The sequence below is a fragment of the Streptomyces sp. NPDC048389 genome (genome assembly GCF_040706335.1).
In the GTDB taxonomy this organism is placed as follows: domain Bacteria; phylum Actinomycetota; class Actinomycetes; order Streptomycetales; family Streptomycetaceae; genus Streptomyces.
Genome location: NZ_JBEZKP010000056.1, coordinates 27,263 through 44,526, shown reverse-complemented (window position 1 = coordinate 44,526; position 17,264 = coordinate 27,263). Strand labels below are relative to the sequence as shown.

14 protein-coding genes, 2 pseudogenes and 1 riboswitch are annotated in these 17,264 nt (G+C 73.1%); of the genes and pseudogenes, 11 read left to right on the top strand and 5 right to left on the bottom strand.

Annotated elements, in window-relative coordinates:
• From AB0903_RS28520 to AB0903_RS28505, 4 genes are all read left to right on the top strand, one after another.
• The coding region (locus tag AB0903_RS28520; RefSeq protein ID WP_366707597.1) for an FAD-dependent oxidoreductase at nucleotides 1-1,080 on the top strand (1,080 nt) is incomplete at its 5' end.
• Entirely contained in the window at nucleotides 1,077-2,474 is a 1,398-nt protein-coding gene (locus tag AB0903_RS28515; protein ID WP_366707596.1) for an AlkA N-terminal domain-containing protein, read from the top strand. The genes AB0903_RS28520 and AB0903_RS28515, both read left to right, overlap by 4 nt.
• 106 nt (nucleotides 2,475-2,580) lie before the next feature.
• On the top strand, nucleotides 2,581-3,141 hold the full coding sequence (locus AB0903_RS28510; RefSeq protein ID WP_366707595.1) for a DoxX family protein: 561 nt from the start codon (nucleotides 2,581-2,583) through the stop codon (nucleotides 3,139-3,141).
• A 103-nt stretch (nucleotides 3,142-3,244) separates the two neighbouring features.
• Nucleotides 3,245-3,712 carry a nuclear transport factor 2 family protein gene (locus tag AB0903_RS28505; protein WP_366707594.1) on the top strand — a complete coding sequence of 156 codons (468 nt, stop codon included), beginning with the start codon at nucleotides 3,245-3,247 and terminating at the stop codon, nucleotides 3,710-3,712.
• 91 nt (nucleotides 3,713-3,803) lie between these two features.
• Here the strand turns inward: AB0903_RS28505 and AB0903_RS28500 are convergent.
• Nucleotides 3,804-3,902, bottom strand: a pseudogene (locus tag AB0903_RS28500) (NAD(P)-dependent oxidoreductase); the annotation flags it as partial.
• Nucleotides 3,903-3,931: 29 nt separating this feature from the next.
• Nucleotides 3,932-4,195: pseudogene (locus AB0903_RS28495) on the bottom strand (ABC transporter ATP-binding protein); the annotation flags it as partial.
• A 591-nt stretch (nucleotides 4,196-4,786) separates the two neighbouring features.
• A riboswitch (cobalamin riboswitch) is annotated at nucleotides 4,787-4,921 on the top strand.
• Between the two features lie 103 nt (nucleotides 4,922-5,024).
• Here AB0903_RS28495 and AB0903_RS28490 point away from each other — a divergent pair.
• From AB0903_RS28490 to AB0903_RS28480, 3 genes are read left to right on the top strand one after another with little or no spacing between them, the layout of a single operon-like run.
• Nucleotides 5,025-6,134, top strand: a complete 1,110-nt coding sequence (locus AB0903_RS28490) for an iron ABC transporter permease (protein WP_366707593.1) — start codon at nucleotides 5,025-5,027, stop codon at nucleotides 6,132-6,134.
• Nucleotides 6,134-6,919, top strand: coding sequence for an ABC transporter ATP-binding protein (locus tag AB0903_RS28485; protein WP_366707592.1), 786 nt, complete (start codon nucleotides 6,134-6,136; stop codon nucleotides 6,917-6,919). Before AB0903_RS28490 ends, AB0903_RS28485 begins: the two co-directional genes overlap by 1 nt.
• A 15-nt stretch (nucleotides 6,920-6,934) precedes the next feature.
• Nucleotides 6,935-7,981 (top strand): ABC transporter substrate-binding protein, encoded by a 1,047-nt coding sequence (locus tag AB0903_RS28480; RefSeq protein WP_366707591.1) that lies wholly within the window; start codon nucleotides 6,935-6,937, stop codon nucleotides 7,979-7,981.
• Nucleotides 7,982-8,219: 238 nt separating this feature from the next.
• On the opposite strand, the gene AB0903_RS28475 is transcribed toward AB0903_RS28480, so the two are convergent.
• Together AB0903_RS28475 and AB0903_RS28470 are read right to left on the bottom strand one after the other, a co-directional pair.
• Complete coding sequence (locus tag AB0903_RS28475) at nucleotides 8,220-8,876, bottom strand: sigma-70 family RNA polymerase sigma factor (RefSeq protein WP_366707590.1); 657 nt, start codon at nucleotides 8,874-8,876, stop codon at nucleotides 8,220-8,222.
• Nucleotides 8,877-9,042: 166 nt separating this feature from the next.
• Nucleotides 9,043-9,723 carry a hypothetical protein gene (locus AB0903_RS28470; protein WP_366707589.1) on the bottom strand — a complete coding sequence of 227 codons (681 nt, stop codon included), beginning with the start codon at nucleotides 9,721-9,723 and terminating at the stop codon, nucleotides 9,043-9,045.
• 314 nt (nucleotides 9,724-10,037) lie between these two features.
• Between AB0903_RS28470 and AB0903_RS28465 the strand changes: the two genes are divergently transcribed.
• Together AB0903_RS28465 and AB0903_RS28460 are read left to right on the top strand one after the other, a co-directional pair.
• Nucleotides 10,038-11,165, top strand: coding sequence for an MFS transporter (locus AB0903_RS28465; protein ID WP_366707600.1), 1,128 nt, complete (start codon nucleotides 10,038-10,040; stop codon nucleotides 11,163-11,165).
• Nucleotides 11,162-12,235 carry a sugar ABC transporter permease gene (locus tag AB0903_RS28460; protein ID WP_366707588.1) on the top strand — a complete coding sequence of 358 codons (1,074 nt, stop codon included), beginning with the start codon at nucleotides 11,162-11,164 and terminating at the stop codon, nucleotides 12,233-12,235. The genes AB0903_RS28465 and AB0903_RS28460 overlap by 4 nt, the downstream gene beginning before the upstream one ends.
• A 207-nt stretch (nucleotides 12,236-12,442) precedes the next feature.
• Here the strand turns inward: AB0903_RS28460 and AB0903_RS28455 are convergent, their stop codons facing one another.
• On the bottom strand, nucleotides 12,443-13,573 hold the full coding sequence (locus AB0903_RS28455; protein WP_366707599.1) for an acyl-CoA dehydrogenase family protein: 1,131 nt from the start codon (nucleotides 13,571-13,573) through the stop codon (nucleotides 12,443-12,445).
• Between the two features lie 202 nt (nucleotides 13,574-13,775).
• Between AB0903_RS28455 and AB0903_RS28450 the strand changes: the two genes are divergently transcribed.
• Entirely contained in the window at nucleotides 13,776-15,560 is a 1,785-nt protein-coding gene (locus tag AB0903_RS28450; RefSeq protein WP_366707587.1) for a CoA transferase, read from the top strand.
• The gene (locus AB0903_RS28445) at nucleotides 15,557-17,239 is read left to right on the top strand and encodes a class I adenylate-forming enzyme family protein (protein ID WP_366707586.1); all 1,683 of its coding nucleotides are present in this window, start codon (nucleotides 15,557-15,559) and stop codon (nucleotides 17,237-17,239) included. The genes AB0903_RS28450 and AB0903_RS28445 overlap by 4 nt, the downstream gene beginning before the upstream one ends.
• Nucleotides 17,240-17,264: the final 25 nt, after the last annotated feature.

The following is a 17,264-nucleotide window of genomic DNA, read 5'->3' as shown; positions in this document are numbered from 1 at the left end:
GGCCCCCGGTACGCCGCGCGGCTCGCCGACGCCGCCGCCGGTGCCGGAGCCGTACTGCGCACCGGCGTCAGCGCCACCGGCTGGGCCGGGCCCCGCACCCTGGACACCACCGGCCCGGACGGCCTCGAACGCGTCACCGCCCGCGCCGTCGTCCTGGCCACCGGCGCCCGCGAACGGCCCCGCAGCGCGCGCATGGTCCCCGGCACCCGGCCGGCCGGCGTCCTGACCACCGGCGAACTCCAGCAGACCGTCCACCTGCACGGCGGGCGGGTCGGCCGCCGTGCGGTCGTCGTCGGCTCGGAGACCGTCGCACTCCACGCCGTACGCACCCTGCGGGCGGCCGGTACCCGGGTCGTGGCCCTCGTGACGGATGATCCGTGCGGCCCCTTCCAGTCGCCCTGGCACCGAGTCCCGGTGATCACCGAGGCGGCCGTCGCGGAACTGACCGGCCGCGGCAGGCTTGCGGGCGTCCGCCTGCGGGGCAGCGACGGCAGCAGCACCTTCCTCGACTGCGACACGATCGTCTTCACCGGCGACTGGATCCCCGACCACGAGCTCGCCCGGCTCGGCGGTGCGGCCATCGACCCCGGTACGCGCGGCCCGGCCGTCGACACCGCCTTCCGCACCTCCCTGCCAGGCGTCTTCGCCGTCGGCAACCTGCTCCACGGCGTCGAACCGGCCGTGATGGCCGCGGCCGAGGGACGCCGCGCCGCCGCACACGTCCTGTCCCACCTGGCCGGGGCCGGGCCATGGCCGCACGGTCAGGTGCCGCTGCACGTCGAGCACCCCCTGCTCTGGGCCGCGCCGAACCGACTGAGCCCCGACGGCCGGCCGCCCGTGGACGGGCGCTTCACCCTCCGCACCGCACAGCGCCTCGCCCGGCCCGTCCTTCTCGTCAGCCAGGGCGGCCGCGAGCTGGACCGGCAGCAGCTGCCGCGCACCGCCCTGCCCGGCCGGGCCGTCCACCTGCGCGCCGACTGGATCACCCGGGCCGACCCGGGGGGCGGCCCGGTCCGCGTCGGGGTCATGTCCGATTTCCGCCAGCCGGACCGCGGAACCGCTCGCATACTGGCCGTATGACCACTGAGGCACCCACGGTCCCCGACAGCCGCTACGAGGCCGTGAGCAGCCGGGACGCACGGTTCGACGGCGTCTTCTTCTTCGCCGTTTCCACGACCGGGATCTACTGCCGGCCCAGCTGCCCCGCCATCACACCCAAACGCCGGAACGTCTCCTTCTACCGCACCGCCGCCGCGGCCCAGGCCGCCGGGTTCCGCGCCTGCCGCCGCTGCCGGCCCGACGCGGTCCCCGGCTCCGCGGAGTGGAACGTGCGCGCGGACGTCGTCGGGCGTGCCATGCGGCTGATCGGCGACGGAATCGTCGACCGTGAAGGCGTCTCGGGACTCGCCGCCCGCCTCGGCTACAGCGCCCGCCAGGTGCAGCGCCAGCTCAACGCCGAACTCGGCGCGGGACCCGTCGCCCTGGCCCGCGCCCAGCGCGGCCACACCGCACGCGTACTGCTGCAGACGACGACCCTGCAGGCCGCCGAGATCGCCTTCGCGGCGGGATTCGCGAGCGTACGGCAGTTCAACGACACGATCCGGGAGATCTACGCCGCCACCCCCACCGAGCTGCGCGCCCTGCGGCCCGGTCGCACCCCGCCGGTCGACAGCGGCTCCGGGATTCCGCTGCGGCTGGCCCACCGGGGCCCGTACGCGGCCGACCTGATGTTCGACCACCTCGCCGCCCACGCCGTGGCCGGTACCGAGGAGGTCACCGGCGCACGCGGCACCCGCACCTACCGCCGGACGCTGCGGCTGCCCGGCGGCGCCGCCGTCGCCGAGGTCGGCGAACGCGCGGGCACCGGCGGCTGGCTCGACTGCCGGCTGCACCTGGCGGACCTGCGGGACCTGACCTCCGCCATCCAGCGGATGCGCCGCCTGCTCGACCTGGACGCCGACCCCTGCGCCGTCGCGGAACGCCTGGCCGCCGACCCGGCCCTCGCCCCGCTCGTCGCGGCCCGCCCGGGGCTGCGCGTCCCCGGCGCCGCGGACCCGCACGAATCGGCGATCCGCATCCTGACGGGCCGGCGGGCGGCGGGCGAACTCGTCGCCGCGTACGGGCAGCGGCTCGACGCCCCGAGCGGCGGCCTCACCCACCTGTTCCCCCGGGCCGAGGACCTCACCGGCAGTGACCGGCCCACGCTGCGCGCGCTGGCCGGGGCGCTCGCCACCGGCGAACTCGTTCTCGACCCCGGCGCCGACCGTGAGGACACGGAGCACCGGCTGCTGCGGCTGCCCGGCATCGACGCCCCAACCGCCGCCGCCGTCCGCCTGCACGCGCTCGGCGACCCGGACGTCCTGCTCGCCGGCGACCCGGCACTGCCGCCCCGGGCGGACACCGGGCGCTGGCGGCCGTGGCGGTCGTACGCGATGCAGCACCTGTGGACGGCCGCAGGGCGCCCGGCGAGCTGACGGCACCGGCACCGCCTCACCCGTACGGCCCAGCAACGCAAGGCCCCGGCGCCGGGCGCGCCCAGAGTGGATGGCGTCGCCCACCGTCACCGCACCGGGAGTACCGATGACCCCCCTCAACCGACGTGACCTCGGCCTGCTCGTCCTGCGCACGGGCACCGGGGCTGTGCTCATGGCCCACGGCACTCAGAAGCTCTTCGGCTGGTTCGGCGGCGGCGGCCTGGAGGGCACCGCCAAGGGCATGGAGTCCATGGGCTTCCACCCGCCCAAGGAGAGCGCACTGGCCGCGGGCCTCGCCGAGACGGGCGGCGGCCTGCTGCTCGCCCTCGGCCTCGCCACGCCCGCGGCGGGCGCGGCGGTGACCGGCAACATGGCGGGCGCCGTCTCCGTCCACGCACCGGCCGGCTTCTTCGTCCAGTCCGGCGGCTTCGAGTACCCGGCGTTCCTCGGCTTCACCGCGGCCGCCATCGGCGTCATGGGCCCCGGCCGCTACTCCCTCGACCACGTGACCCGCCACCGCTTCGACGGCCCGTGGATCCTCGCGGCCGCCTTCACGGCCAGCGCTCTCGCGGCTGCCGCCGTCGTCGGCAAGCGGGCCAAGGGGCAGATCGGGGCGGACGTGGACGACTCGGCGAGGAACCAGGGAGCCGACACCCTCGAGGACTGAGGGCTCCGTCCCGTGAAGTCCCGCTGCCCACATGCTCGTTGGGCCCCCGGGCCGGCATACCGCCCGTTGGTGGCAGGACAGCGGCGTGGCAGGATGATCCGTCATGACCCGACAGCGCCCGCCCCTGCCGCCGTTCGACCTCGACAGCGCCTTGGCCAAGGTCCAGGCCGCCGAGGACGCTTGGAACACCCGCGACCCGCAGACGGTCGCCCTCGCTTACACCGAGGACTCCATCTGGCGGAACAGGGACGTCTTCCTGACCGGCCGTGAGCAGATCGCCGAGTTCCTCACGGCCAAGTGGGAGCGTGAGCTGGACTACGTACTGCGCAAGAGCCTGTGGTCCTTCCACGAGAACCGGATAGCCGTCCGCTTCCAGTACGAATGGCATGACACCGCGGGCCAGTGGTTCCGCAGTTACGGCAACGAGCTGTGGGAGTTCGACGAGTACGGTCTCATGAGCCGCCGCGAAGCAAGCATCAACGACGTGCGCATCCAGGAGGCCGACCGCCGCTACTTCGGACCGCGTCCGGAGGAGGAGCGCGGACCGGGCCACGACATCCCCCTCCAGTAGCCCGCTCGCGCCGGTACGGGACGCCGGCCGGAGCCTCACCGGCTCCCGAGCCGGAGAAACCGGTTCGGTCGAGGTCCTGCCCGGGGCCCGTCAGGGCGAAGGCGTGCGTGACGCCCGGGGACATGCCGGTCATCGCGCTGAGCAGGGCGATGTCGTGCAGCGCCGCCTGACCGGGGTCCTCCCGGGTCCCGAGGGTGCGGCAGCCGGGCCGGCGCCCGGTCAGGCCCCGGACCGGGCCGCGTCCATCGCGGTCCTCGCCCGGACCGCGTCGTCCGGATCCCAGCCCTCGTGCGGCACGGAGGCGAGCAGGAGCCGGGTGTACGGGTCCGAGGGCGCGTCGAGCACTCGGGACGTCGGCCCCTGTTCGACCACGGTGCCCTTGCGCATCACGACCGTCTCGTCCGTGATGTGCTGCACCACGGCGAGGTCATGGCTGACGAAGACCAGGGCCACGCCGGTGTCGTCCCGGAGCGCATCGACGACGTCGCCCTGCTCGCCGTCCAGCGCGTCTCCGGTACCGACGTCTGAACGCCCAGAGGGCCGACGCCGTTCGGTGCGGGCTGCACCGGTCGCAGGCCCGTGCCGTCGCCTGCGGCGTACGCCGTCGACACGCCGTGCGGTTGCGCCCGTCAGGTCCCTGCCCGTCGGTCGACGTTGGCGCTGTGCCTGTCGTTGTGCCTGCCGCTGAGTCTCGGCGGGCCGTCGGCTGGGACTGGTTCCGGCCATATAGCGCGCGGCGCGAATACCCGGATCCCGACAGGACCAAATGGCGGAACAGGCCCCGGGGGCGCTGGTGATGGCGGGACAGGCCCGTTGACACGCGGCATACGAACTGGTCACCATCATGGCCAGCCAGATCGCCCCGGCCCGCTGGGGGATGACGGGGTAACGCGGGGGCGGGCTCGGGCGGAACCGGATTCGGACGGGGCGGGCCCGGGGGAACCGGGTGCGGGCGGGGTGGCCCGGAGGACGCCCCGGGCCGCGCGTCGCTCCCCAGGCCCGTCCCGGCCCGGAAGGCCGCCTTGTGGGGCAACGGAGTCGGCCCTCGCGCGCGTCGTCCCAGGAACGGGCACCCTTGTGTACACGCTATGCTGCAAGCCGCCCCGCGGGGGAAGTCCGGTCGAAGTCCGGCGCTGACCCGCAACGGTAGGCGGAGCCCGACACGCGGCTCCGCGAGCCCGATTACCCGCGGTGTCGAAGGCTCCTGACAATTCGCCGTGGACTGCGAGAGGGCGCTGCACAGGGCGCCCCGCGTCCCGGGCTGCTCATGTGCTCACGTAGCTGCACGGCCCGAGGCGAAGGCGACCCGCCCGTGGCCACACCCCTGGAACGCAAACCCGCGGTGCCACTTCCCGCGGCCCCCGGCGGGGCCGGTCCGGCGCCGTCCGAACGCGTGTCGCCGCCGCTCCTGTTCGCCGCGCTGTGCGTCGCGCTCGTGCTCTCCATCGTCTGCGGGGCGGGGATGGGGGCGTCGGGGCTCTCCTGGGGCGAGGTGCTGCATCATCTGTGGGCCGGGCTGACGGGCGGGCCCATATCCCGGGACGAAGTCCCGGCGTACACCATCGTGTGGGAACTGCGTTTTCCACGGGCCGTGCTGGCCGCCGTCGTCGGAGCCGGACTGTCGGCCATCGGCGTCACCGTGCAGGCCATGGTCCGCAACGCCCTCGCCGACCCGTTCGTCCTGGGCATCTCCTCGGGCGCGGCCGTCGGTGCCAATGCCGTCCTCCTCTTCGGCGCCTTCGGCGCTCTCGGTCTGTGGGCCCTGTCCACGGCGGCCTTCCTGTCCGCGCTCCTCGCCATGACGCTGGTGTACGCGATCGCCCGCACCGCTGATGGTCTGACCCCGCTGCGGCTCGTCCTGACGGGGACCGCGATGTACTACGGCTTCTCGGCCGTCACCACGTTCATGGTGTTCGCGGCCGAACGCGGCGAGGCGGCGCGGTCCGCGATGATGTGGCTGCTCGGGAGCCTCGGCGGAGCCGACTGGGCCTCCGTGCCGATCGCCGCCGGAGCCGTGCTCGCCGGCCTGGCCCACCTCGCCGTGTCGGCGCGTCGCCTGAACGCCCTGGCGATGGGGGACGAGACCGCGGCTGCCCTGGGGGTGGACGCGCGGAGGCTGCGCAAGGAACTGTTCCTGGTCTGTGCCGCCGTCACGGGGGCCGTGGTCGCGGTGAGCGGTGCCATCGGCTTCGTCGGCCTGATGGTTCCGCACGCCGCCCGGATGCTGGTCGGCGCGGACCATCGCCGGCTGCTGGCCGTCGCCCCGCTCGGGGGCGCCGTCCTGCTGATCTGGGTGGACATCCTCTCGCGTGTGGTGCTCGCGCCCGTCGAGCTGCCGGTGGGCGTGCTGACCGCCGCCATCGGCGTGCCGTGCTTCGTGCTGCTGATGCGCCGCCGCTCCTACACCTTCGGAGGCGCGTGATGCGGATCGACATGGACGCTTTGACGGTCGAGGTCGCCGGTGCGCGGCTGGTGCGGGAGGCCACGCTGCGCGCGGACGCCGGGCAGGTCGTCGGACTCGTGGGGCCCAACGGCAGCGGCAAGTCGACGCTGTTGCGCTGCGTCTACCGAGCCCTGCGCCCCTCGGCGGGTACGGTCCGGCTCGGCGGTGAGGACCTGCACTCCCTGAGCGCGCGCGAAGGCGCCCGTCGACTGGCCGCTCTGCCCCAGGAAGCGGTCACCGAGTTCGACTTCACGGTCGCCGAGGTCGTGGCGATGGGGCGACTGCCTCACCAGCGGTCGGCGGCCCGGACCACCGAAGAAGACCGGAAGGCGTGCGAGGCCGCGCTGGTCGAGGTCGACGCCGGCCACCTCGCCGGCCGCGGCTTCCTCACCCTCTCCGGAGGCGAGAAGCAGCGGGTCCTGATCGCCCGCGCGCTCGCGCAGCAGCCGCGCGTCCTGGTGCTCGACGAGCCCACCAACCACCTCGACATCGCACAGCAGTTGGAGGTGCTGGCTCTGGTGCGCGGGAGTGGGCTGACCGTGCTCACCGCACTGCACGACCTCAACCTCGCCGCGCTCCACTGCGACCTGCTCTACGTCATCGACAGCGGCCGGATCGTCGCCTCCGGTGCTCCGTACGACGTGCTCACGCCCGAGCTGCTGGCCGAGGTCTTCGGCGTACGGGCGCACCGGGTACGGCATCCGGAGTCCGGCGCCGTACAGCTGCTCTTCGACCGTCTCCTGCCCACTCAGCCCGCTTCTTGAGGAGTCCTGGCCATCATGCCGAATCTCGCACGCCCAGCCGCACTCGCACGCCCAGCCGCACTCGCACTCACCGCCGCCCTGATGCTCACCGGATGCGGTGCGGAGGTCACCTCTCGGGGCGAGGAGGGTGGTGATGCCGAGGCACGCGGGGGCCACTACCCGGTGACCGTCGAGAACTGCGGCCAGGAGAAGACCTACGACAAGGCGCCGCAGCGCGTGGTCACCAATGACGTCGGCATCACCGAGATCATGTTCGCGCTCGGGCTCGAGGACCGGATGGCGGGATATGTGATGCCCGACGACAGGGGCGACCTCACAGCCGTTCCCTGGAAGGACGCCTACCGGAAGACCAAGTGGCTCTCGAAGAAGACGATCAACAAGGAGCTGGTCCTCGACGCCCGCGCCGATCTCGTCTTCGCGGGCTGGAACTACGGCTTCAACGAGGGTGAGGGCTTCAGCCCCGCCGAGCTGGAGAAGGTGGGTGTCGACTCGTATCTGCTGAGCGAGTCGTGCCGCAACGGGCAGGGAAAGGCACGCGGGGTGATGCCGCCGCTCGAAGCGCTGTACACCGATCTGCGGAACCTGGGAAAGATCTTCGACGTCGAGGACCGTGCGGAGACTCTCGTCGCCGACTTCCAGAAGCAGGTGGCCGAGGCGCAGGCGAAGGCCCCGAAGGGCGCCGACCGCCCGCGTGTGTTCCTCTACGACGACGGACGGGACAAGCCGCTGACCTCGGGTCTGTACGCCGGGCCGCACGACATCATCACCAGGGCGGGCGGTGATCACGTCATGAAGGACCTCAAGGACAGCTGGGCGACGGTGGGGTGGGAGACCGTGGTCGAGCGTGACCCCGAGGTGATCGTGATCAACGACTACGGAGACACCACCGCAGACCAGAAGCGGAAGTTCTTGAAGTCCTACCCGCCACTGGCCGGCGTCTCGGCCGTCAAGAACGACCGGATCGTCGTCCTCGACTACGCGGAGCTGGTGGAAAGCCCGCGCAATCCCGCGGCCATCGCCTCGCTCGCCGCGGACCTGAGGCGATTCGCTTCGGGGACCTGACCGGCGGAGGGACGCGGCCGTAGCCTCAGCGCACCGACGGCGGTGCCGGCGGCCGCGACGCCACGCCGGTCCACCAGCGGGCTGCGACCAGCAGGACGAGAGCCTCTGCCGCAGTCTTCGGCCCGGCCCGGCATGGTCCCGCCCGGCCCGGCCCGGGAACGGGTTTGTGGACGAGGCAGGGGCGGCTGGAACTCTGCCGAGCTCCAGCCGCCCCCTGCTCATGGCCCCTTCCGGGCGCTCAGGCCACCGCGCCGCTGAGAGCCCCTTCCCGCCGGGCCGGACGGCTCGACTCCGGCCGCGCGGGGTGGCTGTGCCCGGTGGAGCCTTCGGCGTCCCTCAGCAGCTCGATCAGTGAGCTGCGGGCGCGGGCGACTCGCGACCGGACGGTGCCGACGGGGCAGCTGATGGCCGTGGCCGCTTCGGCGTAGGGGAGTCCCAGGAGCTGGGTGAGCAAGAAGGCTTCGCGGCGTTCGGCCGGGATCAGTGCCAGGAGTTCCGCGAGCGCTATCCCGTCCTCGAATCCGGGCAGGTCGCGGGGCTGTGTCCGTTCGGCGGCGAACTGCCAGTCGTCCCTGTCCGACACCTTGGGACGGGCGGCGGTGTGCCGGAGGCTGTCCACGACGGTGCGCCGGGCGATGGAGAGCAGCCAGGTGCGGGCGGAGGAGCGGCCTTCGAACCGGTGAAGGCTGCCAAGTGCGCGCAGGAAAGTCTCCTGGGTGAGGTCGTCGGCCGCCTGCGGGTCGGCGCTGAGGTAGGCCACATAGCGCCAGACGTCGCGATGCAGGGCGCGCACGAAGCGGTCGACGGCGCCGGGGTCTCCGTCACGAGCGGCGAGCGCCAGGCGGGTCACAGGTTCGTCGGAGCCGCGCGCGTGGCGTGACGGCTTCTCGTTCATGGTCGCTCGGCGTGGAGGCAGGGCAGGATTCATCGCCTGAAGTCCTTCTGGGGATCCGGAATCCGGCACCATGAGAACGGGGCCGGTGAGCAGTACGGCCGCCCGGGTCCGGGGGCCGATACCCGAGGCGCGCGGTGGAACCGGCGCGCGGTCGGGGAGCCGGCTGTCAGATGACAGCGATCCCGGAAGGCGGGCCCCGTGAGGTGATGGCGTCGACGAGAAGGAGCTGCCGCGGCGCACACGACCGGCCACGACGACGAAGCCGGATGCGCGGTCGGTGCGGTGGTGCGGGGAGGCTGAGCACGAGGCGCAGTGGCGCGACGAGCCGGCCGGTGAAGGCGCGCAGGAGGCGGAACGCGGCCTGCTCCCCGTACGCCAGCCACAGACCGCACAGCAGTGCGGCCAGGGCGTGGGCGGCCAGCATCCCGGTCGGCGACATGCCGCCCATGTCGTGAGCGGCGGGCAGGGCCGTGCTGTCCGTGGTGACCTGCGCGGTGTGGTGGGCGTGTTCACCGGCACCGGGCATGACCGTGCCTGTCGTGCCCCGTGCCGGCTCGTGCAGGTGGTTGTCGGATCCGGTCGTCCGGCACAGCAGGTTCCGGGCCCATTGCCGGGCGAAGGAGGTGCCGTCGGACACCGAGGGGTGCACCGCTGCCTGCGCCAGGGAGAACGCGCAGTGGAGGGCTGCCTGGGCGGCGACGACCGTCGAGGTGACGAAAAGGACACCGCGTTCCCGGTCGGCGAGGCTCCAGCCGATCGCCGCTGTGGTTGCGCCTGCGACGGCCATGGCCCACCAGGAGACGGCCGCTCCCGACATGAAGATGTGGCCGACGGCTGCGAGCAACACGCAGGTGACCGCGAAGACGGCGGCCCGCAGAGCGCGACAACATCGACCTGGAGTCATGTCCGGCTCATCCTCGCATCCTCCTCGCGGTCACCATAGAGGGGTACGAAACGTTCCGGTTCCTGTCTCAGCGGGGCCCCTGTGGCGCACGCCACAACGTTTACGGGGAACTCCGCGACCCGCCCGGCCGACTTATCACGTGGCACATGAACGTCCGACATCGTTACACGGAGGCATCGTTGGAGACAGAGCGGGTGGCGCCGCCGGCGTCAGCCGCAGGGTCGGGCGGTCGTCTGACGTCGCTTCTCACCTGCGCCATGGCGTTCTCGATGCTGCAACTCTTCCTGCTCGGTGCGCTCGGACCGCGGCTGGTCGACGAACTGGGCATCTCGCCCACGGTGTTGGGCCTGACGACGACGATCGGTTTCGGTACGGCGGCTGTGCTGTCTCCTGCCGGCGGTCGGATCGTGGACCGGATCGGTCCGAGGCGTGCGCTCGTCGCGCTGCTGCTCGTGTCCGCCGCCGCGCTCGGGCTGATCGGTGCGGCGCCGGGCGCCGGTCTCCTTCTCGCGGCGGTCGCGCTGGGCGGTCTGCCCCAGGCGTTGGCCAATCCGGCGACCAACAAGGCGATCCTGGCCGCCGTTCCGCCCGCCCGGCGGGCCTCGGTGACCGGGGTGAAGCAGTCGGGCGTTCAGCTGGGCGCGTTCGCCGCCGGGCTGCCCCTTTCCGCATTGGCCGCGTGGGTCGGCTGGCGTGGTGCGGTATGGGCGGCGGCCGGCGCCGCGGTGGCTGCGGCCCTGTGGACCGTGCGCGTACTGCCTGCCGATCCGCCCGAGAGGAAGACGGGCCCCCGTCCGTCGCCCGCCCCCCGAGGAGACATCGTGTGGCTGGCGGCGTTCTCGTTGCTGCTGGGCTGTGGAATAGCGTCGGTCAATACCTACCTCGCGTTGTTCGGCGCTCAAAAGCTCGGTATGAGTCCCACCGCGGCGGGTGCTCTCGTGGCGGTGCTGGGTGTGGCGGGGATCGCCGGGCGGGTGTGCTGGTCGAAGGCGGCCCGGCCGGGACGGGCCGAATGGCTGCCGGGATGGCTGGCGGCAGGGGCGGTCGGTGCCGCCCTGCTGCTGGCGGGTGCGCTGTCGGTGCCTCCGCTGGCATGGGCGGGAGCCGTCGCGGTGGGTGTGTTCGCGGTGTCCGGAAACGCCGTCTCCATGGTGCTCGTCATGCAGCGCGCGGCGCCCGGCCGGGCCGGGCAGGACTCCGCGCTCGTCTCGGCCGGGTTCTTCGCAGGCTTCGCCCTGGGGCCGCCCGTCTTCGGCGCCCTGGCGGAAGCGGGCCACTACGGGGCCGCCTGGCTGTCGGTCGCCGGGGAGTTCGCGGCAGCCTGCACCGTCGCCTTCGCGTGGGCCGTACGCGGACGTCGGCAGGGCCCGGTGACCGCGGCGTGATCCGGCCGGACTGCGCCGAGCGCGCACTGTCGGACGTGCTCGACCGGGTCGCGGCCACCGCGGTCGAAGTCGGCTCCCGGTTCCCGCTGTTCGCCGATCCGGACAGCGGCCGGTGGACCACCACCCGGCGCGGCGCCTGGACAGGTGGGTTCTGGGCCGGCCTGCTGTGGCTGCGGGCCCGGCACACCGGCGACCCGGCCGACCGGGCCGCGGCCTCGGCGTGCACGGCGCGGCTGGCCCGGTGGGCGGAGGCCGACACCGCGACCCGCGGTCTGATCCTCTGGTACGGGACCGCTCTGGCGCAGAGTGACAGCGGGGCCGTCGCGCTGCGCGGCAGGGCGGCCCAAGCCTGCTTGGACGCGGTGCACCCGCGACTGGGCCTGGTGCCCTGGGGTTCGGCGTTCGGCGGCCCCAGGTTGCTGGCCAGAGTGGACGCGGTGCCCGGTATGGTCCCGTTGCTCGCGCAGGCGGGGCCGCAGGGCGCCGCGGCAGCCGCCTCCCACCTGGACCGGCATGTCGAGCTGTGCCTCGGGACCGGGGAGCTCGTACCGTCATGGCGCTTCGAAGCGGACGCGGGCTGGCAGGCGTGTGACGATCCGCCCTCCGGCTGGAGCCGGGGACGTGCGTGGCTGTTGCTCGCCGTGGCCGACGCGCTGCTCGACCCCGATGCGGCGCAGGGGAAGCCGGCCGGTCTCAAGGCGGCGGCACAGGTGCTCGCGGGGGGAACGGAGGCTCCCGGAAGGTCTGTGCCGCCGGCCGACGAGGCGCAGCCGGAAGGCCCGTTGGACACCTCGGCCGCCGCGATCACAGCGGTTGCGCTGTTGAAGCTGGCACACCTGCCCGGGCCACGGGCGGCGGAGTTCTCGGAGCGTGGCGCCGCGATCCTCGACCGTCTCGTCAGCGGCCATCTGACGGGGCGCGGTGGGACCCGGCCGGCCGGCATGCTGCTGGACGGTTGCTACGACGCGGTACGAGGAATCGCGCCACGCCACGAGCTGGTGTGGGGCGACTTCTTCCTCGCACTCGGGCTCGCCGTCCTCACGGGACTCGTGGACGTCCGGAACGTGTAGCCCGGACCGGGCTCGTGGACGTCCGGAGCGTGTGGCCCGGACCGGGCTCGTGGAGGTCCGGAGCGTGTGGCCCGGACCGGGCTCGTGGACGTCCGGAGCGTGTGGCCCGGACCGGGCTCGTGGACGTCCGGAGCGTGTGGCCCGAACCGGGCTCGTCGACGCCCCGAACGCGTGGCCCGGCGGCTGTTGTGCGTCGTCACCGCGGCTCTACGCCTGATGACCGCGCAGGACCCGGCGCGCAACGGACGTGATGTGCAGCTCGTCCGGGCCGTCGAGGATGCGGGCGGCGCGGCCGGAACGGAAGAGCGCGGGCAGGGGAGTGTCGGGGCCCAGTCCCGCACTGCCGTGGATCTGAATGGCCGCGTCCGCCACCTGCTGGAGCATCCGGGCGGCGGCCACCTTGGACAGGCCCACTTCGATGCGCGCGTCCAGTCCGGCGTCGATCCGGGCCACGGCTTCGTGAACCAGCGGGCGTGTGGTGCGCAGAGCGAGCAGCGACTCGAAGACGTGCTGCTGGACCAGTTGGTGGTCGGCGAGCGGACCTCGGGAGCCGACACGGGTGTTGGCGCGCTCGCACATGAGGTCGAAGGCTCGCTGTGCCTGACCGAGCCAGCGCAGACAGCGCAGAGTGCGGCCCAGTTGGAGTCGTTCCCCGGCGATGGCGAGCGCCTGCCCCTGTTCGCCGATCAGGTGGTCTGCGGGCACGTCGACACGGTCCAGTTCGATCTCCCACTGCCCGTACGCACCGAACACGGGCAAAGCGCGAACGACACGGAAGCCGGGGGAATCGGTGGGGACCAGGAGGAGGGAAAGCCCTTCGCGGTCGGAAGGCGCTCCGGCGGTGCGGGCCAGGACGGTGACCAGGTCGGCTCCGGCGGCCCCGGAAGCGAACCACTTGCGGCCGCTGACGGTCCAGCTCCCGTCGGTCGCCCGGGTGGCGCGGGTGCCGGTCATGAGGGGATCGGTCCCCGGGACGTCGGGTTCGGTCATCGCATAGCAGGTGCGCAGTTCTCCGGCCGTCACCCGCTTGAGGTAGAGGTCACGCACGCGTCCGCTGCCGTGGCGCTGCAGCATGGTGACGTCGAGCAGGGGAGACGAGCCGAGAGCCGCCGGGCCGTGGTCGCTCGCCCCCTCGGCTTCGGCCACCTGAGCGTACTGCAGCAGGGGGAGCCCCTGGCCACCGAGTTCGGCGGGCAGGGGCAGAGCCCACAGGCCCTCCTCCTTGGCCCGGGTCCGCAGGTCCTGCGTCGCGGCTGCGGCAGCGGGGCCACCGGCATCGAGTACGGGTTCGCACGGCACCACCCGGCTGCGGACGAAGTGCGTCACCCGAGCCCGCAACTCCGCTTCCGCGGAAGCGTATTCCGGAGCTTCGACCCGCACCTGGCCACAGCTCTCCACCACTTACCTCCAGTTTGCCGGGAACCCATGGGAACGGCAGTCCGACTGCCTCTCCGTGGAACTGGTCGGGTGCGCATGCTCCCGGGTTCCCGCGTTCCACACATCCCCATGCGACGGCCACCGCCGCCAGGAGAGGAGAGGCATGGCGTCACCAGCCACCACGCAGACGGTCCGGCCACTCGACGGACTGCAGCTCGACACGTCGGGACCACCCGAATCGACCGGCCTTGCCGCAGAGCACCTGCGGCTCCTGGGAGCCCGCGCGGAACCGGTGTCCGACACGTCGGCAGACGCCCGCACCGGGCGCATCACCCTGACCGGCGATGGCTTCCTCCCGCATGAGGCCCACGTCACCTGGGCCGCGGCCGCGGCGAGCGGGATCACCGACGAGGCCACCGTGCAGGCCGCCACCGGCGTCATGGCCGTGCACGGCAGGCGAGACGGTGAACCGCGCGGCCTGGCAGTCGACTACGTCGCCACCGCGACCGCCGTGCTCACCGTGCAGGGGCTCCTGGCGGGGCTGGTCGGCCAGACCCGTGGAGGGACGGCCGCCCGGGTGGCCACGAGCGCGGACCGGGCCGGACTGCTGGCCGTCTCCCAGTACCTCGCCGCAGCCGGGGCCGATGAGGGAGAGGCGGCCGAACTCGCGCCGGGCGGACCGCCGTTCACTGCCGCCGACGGCCTTCTCTTCGAGCTGGAGACGCTGGATCCTGGAGCATGGGCCGCGTTCTGGCGGGCTCTGGACGCTCCGGCCGACGCGATCAGGGCGGGCTGGCGGCCCTTCCAGTTCCGGTACGCCACGGCATGCGCCCCCTTCCCGCAGGCCCTGCACGCGGCCACCCGTGCCCACACCTGGCAGCACATCCGGCAGGCTGCCTCGGCATCCGGCGCGGAAGTCTGCCCGTTGCACACCCTGGCCCGACGCGCCGCCGAACACGACGCCGCAGCCCCTTGGTCACTCGCACCCCAAGGAGCCGGTCACCACGGCCGATCCGTGCGCCCGGCTGTCGAACGGCCGCTGACCGGACTGACCGTGCTGGAGGCCGGCCGCCGGATCCAGGCGCCTCTCTCCGCTCACCTCCTGGGTCTGCTGGGTGCCGAGGTGATCCGCATCGAGCCGCCGGGCGGCGACCCGCTGCGTGGAATGCCGCCCGCATGTTCGGGTGTCTCGGCTCGCTGGCTCGCGCTGAACCGGGGCAAGCAGGCCGTGGAGGTGGACATCAAGGCGCCGTCCGGCCGGCGCCGACTGCGGGAGATGACGGCCGAAGCCGATGTCTTCCTGCACAACTGGGCCCCGGGCAAGGCCGCCCAACTCGGCCTCGACACGGACGATCTGACGGCTGTGAACCCCGCGCTGGTCTACGCGTACACCAGCGGCTGGGCCGATCGCCTGCCCGGCGCCCCCATGGGTACGGACTTCATGGTCCAGGCTCGTACCGGAGTCGGCGAAGCCGTCCGCCCTGCGGACGAGGCGCCTGCCCCCTCCCTGATGACCCTCCTCGACGTCCTCGGCGGACTTCTCGGCACCGAGGCCGTGCTCGCCGGCCTGCTGCTGCGCGAGCGCACCGGCCAGGGCGTCCGCGTCGACTCCTCCCTGCTGGGCGCCGCCGACGTCCTCACCGCGCCCGCCATGCGCCGGGCCGCGGCGGGCGGCAGCGCGAGACGACCGGCCGGATTCCGCCGTCCCTTGCCCACCGCGGACGGCTGGATAGCCCCCGCCGACGTCTGCGCGGCCGCCGCCGGTGCGTACGACCTGCACGACGCGTCCACCGACGAGGCCCTGGCATGGCTGCGTGAACACGGCCTGACCGCCACCGCCGTCACCACGGACCTGGCCGACCTCCACCACGACCCGCGTTTCGCCGGCTCGATCAGCCGGGACGCGCACGGTGCTCCCGCCGTCCCCGATCCCTGGAGCTTCGCATGACCGTCGCACTGCACGACCTGCTGCCCGCCGACCTCCGCCGCTCCTGGGTGATCGACGGCACCTGCCCCGATCTCGACCTCTACAGCCTCTTCCGCGCCCGCCAGGTCGCGGACCTGCATCGCACGGCCGTCCTCGACGCCAAGGGCAAACTCTGCTACACCGCCCTGGACCGCAAAGTGCGATGTCTGGCCACCGGCCTCAGAGACCTCGGCATACGCGCAGGTGATGTGGTCGGCGTCCAACTCCCGAACGGCCGCAACGCCGTCATCGCCGATCTCGCCCTGGCCGCCCTCGGCGCCGTCGCGCTCCCCTTCCCCGTCGGCCGCGGCACCCTGGAAGCCGAATCCCTGCTCCGCCGCGCGGATGCCGTTGCCGTCATCGCCGCCGTCGAGCACCGCGGCAATCGGCATGCCGCCGATCTGTCCGACCTGGCCCCGGCCCTCCCCGCTCTGCGCCACGTCATCGCGGCCGGACCCGGCAATGCTCCAGAAGGAACGATTCCGCTCTCGGAGCTGCTGCGCTCCGACCCCCGTGCCTTCGTCCCCGCCCGGCCGGATCCCGACAGCGCCGCCCGTATCCTGGTCTCCTCCGGCTCAGAGGCGGAGCCGAAGATGGTCGCGTACTCCCACAACGCGCTGGCGGGCGGACGCGGCAACTTCCTCGCCTCGCTCATGCCGGACGGCATCCCGCCGCGCTGCCTGTTCCTCGTGCCGCTCGCCTCGGCCTTCGGCTCCAACGGCACCGCGGTCGCCCTCGCCCGGCACGGCGGGACGCTGATCCTCCTTGAACACTTCACCCCGGAAGCCGCGCTCGCAGCGGTACGCGAGCACGAGCCCACCCACATCCTGGGCGTGCCCACCATGGTGCGCATGATGCTCGACGGACTGGAGAGCACAGGCGAGAAACTGCCCGCGCCCACAGCCCTGGTCCTCGGAGGCTCCGCTCTGGACGAGACGACGGCACGGCACGCCGCCCGCGCGTTCGGCTGCCCGGTCGTCAACCTCTACGGGTCGGCCGACGGCGTCAACTGCCACACCGGGCTGAGCGGCGACACCCCGGCCGCCGACCGGCAGGGCGTGGTCGCCGGCCGTCCCGACCCGCGCGTCGCCGAGATCCGCATCGCCGACACCGAGACCCGTGAACAGCTCCCGGACGGGACGATGGGAGAGATCATCGCTCGTGGCCCGATGACCCCCATGTGCTACGTCGGCTCCCCGGAACTCGACGCCCGCTACCGCACCCCGGACGGCTGGGTGCGCACCGGAGACCTCGGATTCCTCGACGGGGACGGCGTCCTCCACATCGTGGGACGCCTCAAGGACGTGGTCATACGGGGCGGCGTCAACATCAGCCCCGCCGAGGTCGAAAGGGAGCTGGCCGCCCACCCCCTCGTGCGCGACGTCGTGTGCGTCGGTGTACCGGACGAGGTGATGGGCGAGCGGCTGGCGGCCTGCGTCGTTCCCCGCACCACCGACGCCCTGACACTCGACTCGCTGTGCGCGCATCTGACGGCCCGCGGACTCGAGCAGCGCAAGCACCCCGAGCGTCTCCTGGTTGTGCCGGAGCTTCCCCTGACGCCGGCGGGCAAGCCCGATCGGGCCGCGCTGCGAGAGCGCCTGACCGTGAACACCGGGCTCCGTCCGAAGACGGCGGCGCCGCCTCTCGCGCAGGCGGGCTGAGCGAACGGTGGGGGCAGTCCCGAAC

Bases quoted from the DNA above. Each gene is read 5' to 3' on its own strand.
- AB0903_RS28515 (WP_366707596.1), top strand. From the start codon at position 1,077: ATGACCACTGAGGCACCCACGGTCCCCGACAGCCGCTACGAGGCCGTG.
- AB0903_RS28510 (WP_366707595.1), top strand. From the start codon at position 2,581: ATGACCCCCCTCAACCGACGTGACCTCGGCCTGCTCGTCCTGCGCACG.
- AB0903_RS28505 (WP_366707594.1), top strand. From the start codon at position 3,245: ATGACCCGACAGCGCCCGCCCCTGCCGCCGTTCGACCTCGACAGCGCC.
- AB0903_RS28485 (WP_366707592.1), top strand. From the start codon at position 6,134: ATGCGGATCGACATGGACGCTTTGACGGTCGAGGTCGCCGGTGCGCGG.
- AB0903_RS28480 (WP_366707591.1), top strand. From the start codon at position 6,935: ATGCCGAATCTCGCACGCCCAGCCGCACTCGCACGCCCAGCCGCACTC.
- AB0903_RS28475 (WP_366707590.1), bottom strand. From the start codon at position 8,876: ATGAACGAGAAGCCGTCACGCCACGCGCGCGGCTCCGACGAACCTGTG.
- AB0903_RS28465 (WP_366707600.1), top strand. From the start codon at position 10,038: ATGGCGTTCTCGATGCTGCAACTCTTCCTGCTCGGTGCGCTCGGACCG.
- AB0903_RS28450 (WP_366707587.1), top strand. From the start codon at position 13,776: ATGGCGTCACCAGCCACCACGCAGACGGTCCGGCCACTCGACGGACTG.
- AB0903_RS28445 (WP_366707586.1), top strand. From the start codon at position 15,557: ATGACCGTCGCACTGCACGACCTGCTGCCCGCCGACCTCCGCCGCTCC.